General features: G+C 39.2%; 12 protein-coding genes and 3 pseudogenes. 13 read left to right on the top strand and 2 right to left on the bottom strand.

The window, feature by feature from the left end; genetic code table 11:
- Positions 1-94 precede the first annotated feature (94 nt).
- From ACGG81_RS13650 to ACGG81_RS13620, 7 genes and pseudogenes are all read left to right on the top strand, one after another.
- A pseudogene (locus ACGG81_RS13650) lies at positions 95-584 on the top strand (site-specific integrase); the annotation flags it as partial.
- Between the two features lie 206 nt (positions 585-790).
- Positions 791-2,185: an AAA family ATPase gene (locus ACGG81_RS13645; RefSeq protein WP_270602092.1), complete on the top strand. Its 1,395-nt coding sequence runs from the start codon at positions 791-793 to the stop codon at positions 2,183-2,185.
- Positions 2,178-2,852 carry a hypothetical protein gene (locus ACGG81_RS13640; protein WP_330678884.1) on the top strand — a complete coding sequence of 225 codons (675 nt, stop codon included), beginning with the start codon at positions 2,178-2,180 and terminating at the stop codon, positions 2,850-2,852. The genes ACGG81_RS13645 and ACGG81_RS13640 overlap by 8 nt, the downstream gene beginning before the upstream one ends.
- A 189-nt stretch (positions 2,853-3,041) precedes the next feature.
- The gene (locus ACGG81_RS13635) at positions 3,042-3,482 is read left to right on the top strand and encodes a DUF4869 domain-containing protein (protein WP_270602095.1); all 441 of its coding nucleotides are present in this window, start codon (positions 3,042-3,044) and stop codon (positions 3,480-3,482) included.
- 64 nt (positions 3,483-3,546) lie between these two features.
- A complete protein-coding gene (locus ACGG81_RS13630) occupies positions 3,547-3,984 on the top strand; it encodes a DUF4869 domain-containing protein (protein WP_022238954.1) in 438 nt (145 codons plus the stop codon).
- 15 nt (positions 3,985-3,999) lie between these two features.
- Positions 4,000-4,974: a translation initiation factor 2 gene (locus ACGG81_RS13625; RefSeq protein ID WP_270602096.1), complete on the top strand. Its 975-nt coding sequence runs from the start codon at positions 4,000-4,002 to the stop codon at positions 4,972-4,974.
- 691 nt (positions 4,975-5,665) lie between these two features.
- Positions 5,666-6,016 (top strand): annotated as a pseudogene (locus ACGG81_RS13620) (ParB/RepB/Spo0J family partition protein); the annotation flags it as partial.
- 2 nt (positions 6,017-6,018) lie between these two features.
- On the opposite strand, the pseudogene ACGG81_RS13615 reads toward ACGG81_RS13620, so the two are convergent.
- Both ACGG81_RS13615 and ACGG81_RS13610 read right to left on the bottom strand, forming a co-directional pair.
- A pseudogene (locus ACGG81_RS13615) lies at positions 6,019-6,669 on the bottom strand (transposase); the annotation flags it as partial.
- 106 nt (positions 6,670-6,775) lie between these two features.
- A complete protein-coding gene (locus ACGG81_RS13610) occupies positions 6,776-6,940 on the bottom strand; it encodes a helix-turn-helix transcriptional regulator (RefSeq protein WP_330678886.1) in 165 nt (54 codons plus the stop codon).
- Positions 6,941-7,527: 587 nt separating this feature from the next.
- Here ACGG81_RS13610 and ACGG81_RS13605 point away from each other — a divergent pair.
- From ACGG81_RS13605 to ACGG81_RS13580, 6 genes are all read left to right on the top strand, one after another.
- Positions 7,528-7,707 (top strand): hypothetical protein, encoded by a 180-nt coding sequence (locus tag ACGG81_RS13605; RefSeq protein ID WP_270602098.1) that lies wholly within the window; start codon positions 7,528-7,530, stop codon positions 7,705-7,707.
- A 145-nt stretch (positions 7,708-7,852) separates the two neighbouring features.
- Positions 7,853-8,083, top strand: a complete 231-nt coding sequence (locus ACGG81_RS13600) for a hypothetical protein (protein ID WP_270602099.1) — start codon at positions 7,853-7,855, stop codon at positions 8,081-8,083.
- Between the two features lie 399 nt (positions 8,084-8,482).
- Positions 8,483-9,208, top strand: a complete 726-nt coding sequence (locus ACGG81_RS13595) for a GntR family transcriptional regulator (RefSeq protein WP_270602100.1) — start codon at positions 8,483-8,485, stop codon at positions 9,206-9,208.
- Positions 9,209-9,432: 224 nt separating this feature from the next.
- Positions 9,433-10,983: an amidohydrolase gene (locus ACGG81_RS13590; RefSeq protein WP_270602101.1), complete on the top strand. Its 1,551-nt coding sequence runs from the start codon at positions 9,433-9,435 to the stop codon at positions 10,981-10,983.
- Positions 10,984-10,998: 15 nt separating this feature from the next.
- Complete coding sequence (locus ACGG81_RS13585) at positions 10,999-12,423, top strand: YfcC family protein (protein WP_270602102.1); 1,425 nt, start codon at positions 10,999-11,001, stop codon at positions 12,421-12,423.
- Positions 12,424-12,526: 103 nt separating this feature from the next.
- Positions 12,527-13,501 (top strand): SIS domain-containing protein, encoded by a 975-nt coding sequence (locus ACGG81_RS13580; protein WP_270602103.1) that lies wholly within the window; start codon positions 12,527-12,529, stop codon positions 13,499-13,501.
- Positions 13,502-13,506 lie beyond the last annotated feature (5 nt).

The raw sequence follows: 13,506 nt of genomic DNA, 5'->3' as shown, positions 1-13,506 counted from the left end.
TTCTTCCTTTTTACATACGCAGGCTTCAAATTCCTTTAAAGCAGCAAAAGGAGCAAACTGTTTTGCACGATAGGACACAGAAGAAACCAAAGAAGAGGATGTCTTATTGACATTTCCAGAAGAAAGTAAGAAATGCAAAATAGTTCGTATCTTAAAAACACCAAAGACAAAAAGCAGTATTCGTAAGGTCTTCCTGCCAAAGAGCATTACTCTCATGGTAGTAGATTGAAAAGCATAATCTTCCTCCGATTGTATTTCACAGTTTGCGACATACAAGTGTTACATACGAATTGAAATTAAATGGTGGAGACATCAAAGCGGTTCAGGGAGATTCAGGTCACTCACAGATCAATATGGTTACAGATGTGTATTCGCATATTATTGATGAGGATCGAAGAAAGAATGCGGAATTATTTGAACAAGCATTTTACGAAAAGAAGAATTTGAATCCACAGCTCAGAGAAATACAGACAGTACCAACAACTGCTATTCCAGAAGGTGTAGATCCAGAACTTCTGATGAAAGTACTGGCTAATCCAGAGATGGCTGCACTGTTGACTTCATTAGCGAAAACAATGAAGTAATGAAAAATAGTGAAAAAATAGTGAAATTTTAGTGAAAAAATTCGATGTGCAGAATTTTAGGTGAGTCACAAATATAAAAAAAGAATTTAAAGAAACGAATAAAAAATTCGGAAACAGAGAAAAATATTGAAGAAATCAATGCTTTGTGGTATCGTTATAGTCATAGCATATAGTGTGAAATGATGGTTGTAAGGAGAAGAATAAAGATGAAAAGACCGATTGTTCGTTTGTCATCATTACAATTGACAAATATTAAAAATGTAAAAAAGGGCACTATATATATGCCGAATACTGTAAATAAAATTCTATCAGCGGATAAAGCGGAAATACTTGGGATTTATGGCCAAAATGGTTCGGGAAAAACAGCAATTGTTGATGCCTTGTATTTTTTACAAAAAGTAATGATAGGGGTCGATCTGGATCAGTCATTAGAAGATTACATGGACATGGATTCCGATACTGCTGAAATTTTTGCAGATTTCAATATTTTTATGGATGATATTGTGTTTGAAATAGGATACAGATTAAGTCTTAGCAGAGAAGAAAAAGAAGTTGTTATCAGTCGAGAAACACTAAGTGCTGCAAAAAATGAAAATGGAATCAGAACCAATAAGACTGTATTTATGGATTACCAAAGAGATCAAGCGAATGCCATTTTTAAACCACAGAAAAGACTGGATGAAATACTGGAAGAAAATAAAGAAATAAAAACAGATTTGATTGTAGCACGTAAAATGGCAGAAAAAAGTAATTGCTCTTATATTTTTGGTGAAAGCAGTCGGGAAATATTCTGCAGAGAATATAAAAATGGATTTCAACAATTCTCTGTTATTATTTCTTCTCTGTTTGAATTTGCATTGAAAGATTTATTTGTGATTCGCAATACACATTCAGGAGTGATTTCTGCTAATTTTGTTTTACCGATGGCTTTTCGGATTGAAAATGATAATATTGGAGCAAAAGGGGATTTTACGGTATCTTTGATAGAACCGATCTTGGTGGACGAGGAAAGGAAAAATCTGTTAGAGACAATTGTTGAACAGATTAATATTGTGTTATACACAATTATTCCAGGATTGCAGGTAACGATTAAAAATTACGGGAAACAATCATTGGATGATGGAGAAGAAGGATGGAAACTGGAATTAATGTCAAAGAGAGAGGGTATGAAAGAGATTCCAATCAGAATGGAATCAGAGGGAATTATTAAAATCATTTCCATTCTGAATGCACTCATACAGGCATTTGGAAATCCTTCGATTTGTCTTGTGATTGACGAACTTGATTCCGGAATTTTTGAATACATGTTGGGAGAATTGCTTGATATTTTCAAAAAGAACGCAAAAGGACAATTGATCTTCACTTCACATAATCTTCGAGCACTTGAAATGATTGATAAGGAAAGTATTATGTTTTCCACTACGAATCCGAATAATCGTTATATCCATATGAAGAATGTAAGAGAAAGTAACAATCTTCGCAATATGTATATCAGAAGTATTACATTAGGTGGTCAATCCGAAGAAATTTATGAAAAAACCGATAGTTTGAAAATTGCCAGAGCATTTAGAAAAGCAGGGCGGGGTGTTCGCAGTGAATGAGAAAAAAGTAATTGCAGTCATTGTAGAAGGACCGAGTGATGAAGCTGCATTGGGTTCCATTTTAAAAGAATATTTTTCAAGTGCGGAAATTCAGTTTGTAGTAGTTCATGGAGATATCACGACAAAGGATTACACATCAACAGATAATATACTATCCAAGATTAACAATTTAATTGAATCAGTAAAACAAAAATACAGGTACAAGGTAGAGGACTTTTTAAAAATTATACACATTGTTGATATGGATGGAGCTTTTTGCAATGATGTAATCGTGGAAAAAGATGTTGAGGGAGTCCAGTATTATTTGGATCGCATAGAGACCAAATATCCGGATTATTTAATCCGAAAGCATACTCAAAAAGCAGAAATATTATCAAAATTATATTCTTCCGGGAAAATCAATGGTGTCAGTTATAGAATCTATTTTAATTCTTGCAATTTGGAGCATGTTCTTTTTAATGAATTGAAAGATTTTACAGATGATGAAAAGGCAGATATGGCTGATGATTTTGCAGAAGAGTATGAAGGTAAAGTAGAAGACTTTATTGAATTTATTTCCCAGGAAGATTTAATTGCTCCGGGTACTTTTAAACAAACTTGGCGATTTATTGAAAAGGAAAAACATTCATTGGAAAGATTTACGAATATACATTTGATTTTTAAGTGATAAATTACTAATCTAGCACAACGAGTTAATTTAGGTTTATATATTTGAAACAACAGTTTTTATCCAACTATTGAAAGTTTCATCCAGAATAGGGTGTAATATGGACGAAAGAATAAAGGAATGGATGATAAACCTTATAAAAGAACTGGTATCGATTGCCGGAGAATTTGTCTAACGGAGGAGATTATTATGTTAAAAATATATTTAGGGAATATGGAGAATGCGATTTATCATCCTCCGACTTATTTCGATAATCGATATCAGGATGAATGGATTACAAACGAATTATCAATCAGAATGATTAAAGCTGTAGATAAGTCAGATGTGATAAGTTCTCATCTGATACAAAGTCCGGTATTAGGACCGATTTCCATAAAAGAACTGTCAGGTTCTGTAAAGACATTGATGCTGATGGCATTTGACCAATCTGGAAACGTGTTTAATGCGTCTGTATGTGGAGATGATTGTGCAAAATGGATTTTGTCTATAGCAAAGACAAAAGATTTAACAATAAATTTGAGACATATTATGGATTTTGGAAATGAGGATTTTGAAATAGAAATTCTCAATACAGGTGATATTGTCCATAATATGCTAGAATATGTTGATATTGCAGGAGAGTATGTTTAGATAAGGGAAATGTCCGAAAAGTCTTAATGAAAATTACAATATACGTAAAAAGGAAGGGATTTTTATGCTGAATATTTATTATGGTGATATGAAGGAAGCTGTATATAATACATCGGCTTATTTTAAATATGATTATGAAGACAGTTGGATTGTAGATCCTTTTGTGAAAGAAATGATTCAGGATGTAGATAAGTCAACAGTTTTGGATAGTGGAGTGATAGACAGTCCGGTTTTGGGAAAGATTCCGCCAACTGGGTTATCTGGCGGAGTAAAAACTTTAATCCTTTTTAAATTTAATAAAGATAAAATTTTCAATGCATCAACTTGTGGAGATAACTGTGCGAAATGGCTGCTTAAAATTGCAGAATCGGAAGACAGGACGGTAAATCTGCGGCATTTGATGGATTTTGGTAAGGAACCTTTTACGATCCGTATTTTGAATACCAACGAAATTGTTCACTCTATGAAAGAACTGGTACCGATTGCGGGAGAATTTGTCTAATGGAGGAGTGGTACGATGAGAGGGAAACATAGAGTTATTGTATCAACAAAACGTTTAAAATATGATTTTGAAATTCGGAGAAATTTGACGATCATTCGCGGGGACAGCGCTACGGGAAAAACTACTCTTGTAGATATGATTCAGGAGTATGTGAACAATCCAACAGGAAGTCCGGTAGATTTGACATGCGATAAGAAATGTTATGTGCTGGAAGGTGCTTTGTGGAAAGGACAACTGGCGGAGATTACGGACAGTATCGTATTTATTGATGAGGGAAATGATTTTATCAAGACTGAGGAGTTTGCCAGAGAAATTCAGAAAACAGACAATTATTATGTGATTGTTACGAGAGAATCATTGCCGACTTTACCATACAGTGTGGAAGAGATTTATGGAATCCGGACATCTGGAAAGTATGGAACATTGAAGCAGAGTTACCATGAATTTTATCGGATATATGGTACTCTTACCCGTGAGAAAGACATAAAGCCGGAATTGGTAATTACTGAAGATAGTAATTCGGGATACCAGTTTTTTGATTGTGTGTGTCGGGAAAATCATTTACGATGTGAAACTATGAATGGGAAATCCAATGTATTCCATTATTTGAGAGACCATAAGAATGAAAAAATACTTGTCATTGCGGATGGTGCTGCTTTTGGATCAGAAATTGACCGGGTATTGAGGTTAATAGAAGGATACGAAAATGTGGCATTGTATTTACCAGAGTCTTTTGAGTGGCTGATTTTATCTGCCGGAGTTCTGAAAAACAATCATGTGTCGGAAATATTGGATGCTCCATATGATTATGTGGATAGTGAAGAGTTTTTCAGTTGGGAAAGATTTTTTACCTCAGTTTTAATTGATGAAACGAAAGATACATATCTTGCATATATGAAAAAGAGATTAAATCCGGCATATCTACAGGATGTGATTAAGGAGACGATCCTTGAGAAAATAGAAAAAATTAGTCTGACATGGAAAAAATAAAAAAGACTATAGTTATAATTTAGTAGTCAAAACACCGTAGACAACCAGTCTAAAGTACGGTATTATATATGTAGAAATCAATTCAATTTCATATTGTTTATCATTCTCGAATGCTTGAACGATGGTAGCCATATTTTTCATAATGGTGGTGACACGAAGGTATTCCCCAAGTATTAGCTGATGCAAATATTCTGCTAATAAACAGGTCTTATCTAAGGCATATATGTGGGGTATAGGAATTGACACTACCTATTCGCTCTCCTAAGGCACGTCAGCGGAGGTTCGACTCCTCTCAGGGACGGGTTTCTAAGAGCGGGAATTGTTAGCAAAATTGCTAAAACAGTTCCCGCTCTTTTCATTTTCTGAACGAATTACAGCATACAAATGAATGATATTTCTGCTAACACATCATAGTTTTTGTTAGCAGACTGCTAACAGATTTACCCCTATTGCTAACAGACGGATCGGGACAATCTGCTAACATCCGGGCAGTGATTACTGATAGTTCTGGAACAACATAGTAAAAGCAGGTAAAAGTATAAAACCATCTGGCGGGATATTTTTCCGGAGAACAGCTATTAGCAGAACAATAGAGATTACATATTTTTGTCAAACGAGAAGCTCGTTTGGATCAGATTTACTAAGATCTGGTCTGAACGGGCTTTTTCTATTTCGCAGAAAGGAGGCAGTGATGGAAGAAAAAGAAAAGATTATTGAAATTGAGATTGAAAGGCTTAGAGACTTTAAGGAACATCCATTTCAGGTGAAAGATGATGAAGAAATGAGACAGCTCAAAGACAGCATCAGTGAGTATGGCGTATTAAATCCATTGATCGTAAGACCAAGACCGGAAGGTGTCTATGAAATCATTTCCGGTCATCGGAGAAAATATGCCTCACAAAAACTTGGATACACCAAACTTCCTGTGATCATTCGAGTCATGACAGATGAAGAAGCTATTATCGCGATGGTAGATTCCAACCTGCAACGAGAAAAAATAAGCCACAGTGAAAAAGCGTATGCTTACATGATGAAAAATGAGGCATGAGCATGAGGAATGTCATATTTGATACTATACTCATTTTCGTCGATCAGAATGTTATATTTCTGATACAACGAATCAATGGTATCCAGCAATCCTGCAAGATGATAATTGAGCGTTCCTCTCCAGACAAACGTATAGCGGTTTGCATTTGCTTCTATTTTAGTCCCATCAATAAAAAGCGACTTTAGGGTAATCAGTCCTTCTTTTTGCAGATGGCGGAGAAACTGATAGTTTAATTCATCTAATACATCAGCCGTTAGTTTTTTATTCTTAAATTCATAGAATGCATCTCTTTTTGATTTCTGTCCTTTGGTAAGCCAGATAAACGCAAGGTCTCTTTCACATAACTCCACAATACGGTCAACAGCTCTAACTCCTCGCATGTTTGCGTAAGTAACGACAGCATACATCATAATTGGGTTGAACCCGGTTCTTCCCTTATCTGAACAATTGGCTAACAAGCCAGAAAAATCTAAATCCTCCATCACTTTTTTCAGGGTATAGACTGGATCGTCGTCAGGTAAACACAATTCGAAGAAACTGAAGTTAATTTTCTGTTGCCCTAATTCAAAAAATTCGTTATAATAATCTTGTTTTAGCATAGTTCCATTATAACATGGAACGGAGAGGAGATGGTTTTCGTTAGCCATCTTTTTCTCTTTTTACGGAAAAGTTTCAGGGGCAGATTTGACTTATACGAGTCAAATCTGCCCCTGTTTGGAACTATCTATTTCCCGACAGCCCCCTCTTTTTCGGTTAAAACACGTTATCATCTGGATAATGTGTCATAATATCTTCTACTTTGCATTCAAGAATATTGCAAAGCTTATCTAACGTATTTACTTCTACATTCTGATTATGCCGAAGTCTATTTAACTTGGAATGATTTATTGAAATCTTTCTCTGTGAATATCCATGCACGATTCTGAACTTTCTTCACAGCCGCGCGTACGATGCGGTCCGCTTTTTCAAGTCAGCCAAGGACAGCTTCTACAGTGGTGACAGCTGTGAGGATGATAGTGATCTGATTTTTCGTAGGTGATTGTATTGATCGGAGGTTCTGGAAATCAGATTGCTTCCATCAGTGGTAAAGCACTTTTATTTCTGATACTTTCATGAACTGCCACGAGAGCATCCTAGCTGTGTTATTATCGTGCCCTGCAGGAAGGCCCGCCAGTGCCATAGTGCTCATGGTAAGCTGAGTAATCTGGTGACTGTTGCATTTTCTTATCCTATCTTTGGGAAAATCTGAATAAGAAAGCTGCTGGATTACAGGAATCATATGGGTATGATATACTGAATTGTGACAATGGAACTTACGACTCCTAGTTCGCGCCGCATCCGACGGTATAGATCCTGAACTTGGAAATAAATATTTCGAAGGGAAACTAGAAAAAATTAAATTATGTATTGCATGCCATCAGGGATGCTTCGGAAGATTTTTCCAGAATAAAGATATCAGCTACACGGTGAGTCTTGCCTGCGGCAGTGAGAGAAGCTATGCACTGATGTCGACTGAAACAACGAAAAAGATTATGGTAGTCGACGGAGGTCTTGACGGTATGGAAGCAGCCACGGTCTGCGCAATTCGGGGACATGTGGTAGACCTGTTTGAAAAAAAGATAAACTTGGCGGCGTATTTATTGCGGCAGCAGCTCTGGAATTCAACGAAGATGATAAAAGACTGATAGAATGGTATAAATGTCAGATTAAAAAACTGGATATTCATTTCCATTTAAATATAGAAGTTACAAAAGTAATGACAGAAGGTTATGATGAAATTTTTGTCGTAACCGGCGCGACAGAAAAAAAGTAAATATCCAGGGATTTGATGTGCCAAATGCAACTTACGCGGTAGACGCACTTCTGCATTCGCAGGTTAAAGGAGATAATGTTCTATTGTCGGCAGCATACTATAATATGCTGATGGAGTCACTGGACTATTACAAAGTAAAAGTAATCAAAAACGTAGTTGTTGAGAAGTATGAAAATGGGATTGCAACTATAGTTGAGATCGCAAAAAATGAACCCAATGATGCCGACAGAGCAAAAAGAATATTCTGACTGGTGGTTTAGGAAATGCAAAACATGAAATTCCGGCAGACCATATTGTCGTGTCCATCGGATACAATGCAAATCAGAAATTATATAAAGAAATAAAAGGAGATCATACATATCTCATCGGGGATGCAGAAAAGCCAACGAATATTATGGACGCAATCTGGAGCGCATATGAAATTGCCATGAAGCTGTAGATTCATACAGAAAAAATTTTGAAGTAAAGCGGGGCTTTTTATCATATGATCCGCCCGAAATCATGTCTTGAGCTTCGTTTCCCCAATATGGTAAAATAATCTGTAAAAGAACAATAATAAGAAAAATCTGAAACTGTGTATTCTTATATTTTCATAACATACTGTCAGAGAGATAATTTTATTATTTGGGAAAAGGAGAATATCGGATATGGAACTGGACAAAAATTCACAGCAGCCTCTGTATATGCAGTTGATGAAAGAGATTAAGGAGCAGATACAGAATGGGTATTATAAACCGGGCGATCAGATCCCTACAGAGAACCAGCTGTCGGAGCTTTATCAGGTGAGCCGGATCACTGTGCGCCGGACGATCGAAGAACTGTGTGCCCAGGGAGTCCTGGTGAAACGTCAGGGTAAGGGCACGTTTGTAGAAGCTCCGAAGATCTACCGCAAGATTGAAAATGATAATAATATGAGTTTTTCTGCTGCATGCAGAGCAAATGGAAGACGGCCGTCTTCGCACATTATTTCCTGCACTGTCATGGATGCGGAAAACTGGCAGATGGAATTTCTGAAGCTTCATGCTGACAGGCGTCTGTATCATATCGAACGTATCCTGTCGGCAGATGATCTGCCGATCATCTATGAACATATTTACATACCGGTAAGCCGGGTACCGGATCTGCAGGTGGAACGCCTGGAAGGCCGATCGTTCACCCGCATGCTCAGCGAGGAATATAATGTACAGGAATCCGAGAAAGGACACAGTACGGTGGAGGTGCGTATGATCCCGCAGTCGATCACGGAACATCTGAAGATGAACACTGGTGAACCGGTTATGATTCTGACCAGTTATATCAATGATAAAGAGGAGAATCCGCTTTATATCAGCTATGAGATTATAGCGGGCGGACGATACCGGATTTCAATCTGAAACGGTAATTTATAAAAGGTTATATCTGAAAAAGAAGAGGGCTTAAAAGCTAGACATTTCAAAATGAGAAATGCTGTTTTCAAGTCCTTTTTTTGTAAATTTACAACAAAAAAAGGACTTGAAAAATATTTATTAGTAACAAAGTTCCTAAGCACAGAAAAGGTTATATTGTAATATAACGTTATAAGATGATATAATATATTTAAGAAAGGAGGGAACGAGAAATGGGGAAAAATTTCTCAAAAGTGATAGCTGCAAAGCACTTGTTTGACGGCGTTCGTGACGATTCATACGAAGGTTATATCTGCCTGAAAGACAATGTGATCGTCAAAGCCGGAACTGGGGCTCCGCCGCAGGAGATCACAGATCAGGCAGAGGAATTCCTGCAGTTTGATGAGGAACTTGTGATGCCGGGTATTACAGACACGCACACATTTTTTACCGGGTACGCGGTATTTCATGTCGGAGCAGATATGTCTGATGTAACCGACAGTGAGCAGGGGCTGAAGGCACTGCAGAAGTATGAGTGTGGGAGAAGTGCAGAGGGAGCCATTTTTGGTCACGGATGGGATCCAGAGAAATGGAGTCAGGCTGAAGGGGAAAAGATGCTGGAAACAGAGTATTCGGACAGAGCTGTTATCCTGTTTGCCGCTGACAGATCAACCTGTATTATGAACCGGAAGGCAAGAGAGCTTTACGGGTTTACACCGGAGAGCTGTTATCCTGAAAGTTATCACCGTATTATGAGGGAATATCTGAATGACCGTGAGTTTATTGAAAAGGAATTTTCAGACTACATGAAAATGATGAATTCCCGGGGCGTAACAACTGTAAAGGAAATGGGGTTCGATGATTTCTATGGCTTTACGGATTATCTGAAGGAAATGGAAGACTCCGAAGATATGCATCTCAGATTCTTCTTTATGTCCCAGCCGGTCGGAGAGAAGATGAACCTTCCTTATGCAAGAGCGATGAGAGAAAAGTTTACAGGAGACAAGGTAAGATTCAGTGGATTTAACAGGATGACGGACGGGACGATCGCAGCATATAAGGGAGATCTCAAAACGCCATATGAAGGACAGACGTCTACCTGCACGATTGATATTCCTTATGATGAGATTGAGGCGGACGTACTTGCAGCGGATGCGGAAGATTTCAGATGGTCTCTCCATGCTCAGGGAGACGGCGCAGTAGGAAAGATCACACAAATCTATGAAAAGTGTAAAAAGGAAGACGGGCGGCTGAAGAACCGCCATGCTGTCACGGACATGGAATTTACCGACCCTGCAGATCTGGAAAAACTTGGAAATATGGGAGTGACAGCAGAGCTCTATTTCCAGATCATGTCACTGGATCCAGCGAAGGTACTGCTTGATAATATCAGCAGGACGATCGGGTCTGAAAGGGGAAAGTATTACTGGAACCGCAGGAAAATGCAGGATTCTGGTATGATATTAAGCGGGGCTACGGATCTACCGCTTCTGATCACAAGTCTGCCGGAGTCAGTCTATTACTCGTGCGGCGGATATCTGGATGGCAGGGATACTTCGTTCCAGCCGGAAAATACCATTACTGTATCGGAAATGCTGAAAGCATGGACCATCGGCGGAGCCAGAAACCTTTCTATGGAAGATAAGCTTGGAACGCTTGAGGAAGGGAAGCTTGCAGACATTACAGTATTTGACAGAGATTTTCTTCACGCAGATCCTGCAAATGTAAAAAACGCCGGCGTAGTTATGACAATCATGGACGGAAAGACGGTATATAAAAAATAAAAGGAGAAGAGAGTAATGGCAGAGAAGAAAAAATTCAAGATACATATGCCTCATGTAATCACTCTGATCTTCTTCCTGATCATTGTAGTGGCAATCCTCACCTGGATCCTGCCAAGCGGTGAATTTGAGAGGACGATCATGGAGACTTCCACAGGCGAAAGAGAAGTCGCAGTTGCTGGCACCTATCATACAGTAGCCAAAATCACAGAAGATGGCACGAGTCTCAGACAGGGGATTGCCGAGGTACTGATGGCTCCGGGCAAAGGCATTCAGTCAATGGTAGAGGTACTGGCCTTTGTATTTATTATCGGCGGTGTGTTTCAGATTATGGCAAAGACAAACGCTCTGAATATGGGAATCCAGAAAGTCGTTAGGAAACTGGGATCCAAAGATGTGCTGATCATACCGATTCTGATGGCCCTGTTCGGATTGGGCGGAAGTACATTCGGTATGTCGGACGAACTTGTTCCGTTCTACCTGCTGATCATGCCGATAATGTTTGCAATGGGGTATGATTCCATGACGACATTTATGACGGTCTGTCTGTCGGCTACAGTCGGATATGCGGCTTCAACTGTGAATCCGTTCTGCGTGCTGGTAGCACAGGGAATTGCCGGTATTCAGGGAAATCCGCAGCTGGTATTCCGTATGATCCAGTGGGTAATCATGATGGCGGTAATCATTGCATTTGTTACATGGCGTGCGATGAAGATTAAGAAAAATCCTGAAAATTCAATAACATTTCAGGATGATCTGCAAAAAAGAAAGGAAATGGGCGGAGAAGATGTTGATTTTAACCAGAATATGACGCTGCGCCAGAAACTGGTGCTTGCAACATTTGTGATCGGCATGGTCATCGTTGTATTCGGACTGGTTAATTTCGGATGGTATATGAATGAACTGTCCATGTGTTTCCTTGGAATGGGAATTCTGATGGGAATCTTTGGTGGACTTACTGAGACAGAGATTGCAGAAGAGTTTATTACGGGGGTAAAGGATATCGCATTTGCTGCTATGGTAATTGGTTTTTGCAGCGGTATTATGGTAGTGGCTCAGGACGGAAAGATTATTGACACAATTCTGAATACTCTGAGTAATCTGGTGGCAAATTCGAATAACGTTGTATTTGCAGCTGTATTATATGTGGTTCAGTCTCTGCTGACGCTGTTTGTTCCCTCCTCTTCAGGACTGGCGGCTCTTTCGATTCCGATTCTGGCCCCGCTCTGTGATCTTCACGGCGTAAATCCGGAGGCGGCAGTTACAGCACTGCAGTACGGAAATCAACTCACGAATCTGTTGAGCCCTGTAGCGGGAACAACAGTGGCAGGACTTGCGGTGTGCCGGATTTCCTTTGCACAGTGGTGGAAGACAATCTGGAAAGTATGGATTATTCTTGCAGTACTTGCAATTGCATTCTGTACAATATCAGCAGGTCTTTAAATCATGATATACCGTGGAGCAGTGCGAGAAGATATAGAAGGTCCACGGTTCTTGTGTAATTTAAGAAAAATATTTTATAAAAGTAGAAAAGGAGAAATGAATTATGAGCAACAGACCGGAAGAACTTATCAAAAAAATCTATGAGGAACAGGGAAAGATCAACGATGTATTTCTTACAGCCTGCGGAGGCTCTCTGGTAGACCTGTATCCGGGATACTATTTTATCAATTCTGAGTCAGAGACCATGCATTCACACTGGCTGACAGCAAGAGAGATGACTGTATCACCGTCAAAATTTATCAAAAGAGGAGCACTTGTTATCCTGTGTTCACATGGAGGAAATACAAAAGAGACCGTTGAAGCTGCCAGATTTGCAAAAGAAAGAGGCGCCGCGATCATCACTATGACACACAATCCGGAATCAATCTGCGCGCAGGAGGATATGAATCCGGTTGTATACAGCTGGGAAGAGGATACGAACGAAAAAGACAGACCGCAGGGCATTGTGATGAGAGTATTAAACGAACTGATGAAGATGCAGGAGCCCGGATATACAAAATATGAAGCTGTCCTTGACGGACTTGAGAAAGCGGACGGCATCGTACGCGCGGCTGTGAAGAAAGTTCAGAACCGTACATGGGTATTCGCAGAGAAATATTTCAATGAACCGTTCCTCTACATCATGGGATCCGGCGCTTCCTATTCACAGGCATATGGCTTCTCCATCTGTTCTCTTCAGGAGATGCAGTGGATGGACTGCTGCTACCTGCACTCAGGCGAATATTTCCACGGCCCGTTCGAGTGTACGGACGAAGATCATCTCTACATCCTGCTTATGGGAACCGGCAAGGCAAGAGTTATGGATGAAAGGGCACTTACATTCCTTAAAAAATATGCGAAGAAATATGAAGTTATTGACGCAGTCGAACTTGGCATTGATGCGATCGATGCAAGCGTAAACGAGTATTTCTGTCCGATGGTATTCTATGCAATGACTGTTGCGTACCGTACTGGACTTCAGGACAAGAGAAGACATCCGCTTGATATGAGAAGATACATGGGTGTTGTAGAGTATTAAGGAGA

This window comes from Faecalimonas umbilicata, from assembly GCF_042846195.1.
Classification (GTDB): Bacteria; Bacillota; Clostridia; order Lachnospirales; family Lachnospiraceae; genus Faecalimonas; species Faecalimonas umbilicata.
Note: the sequence above shows the minus strand (reverse complement) of the source record. Positions and strands in the feature narration are given on the sequence as shown.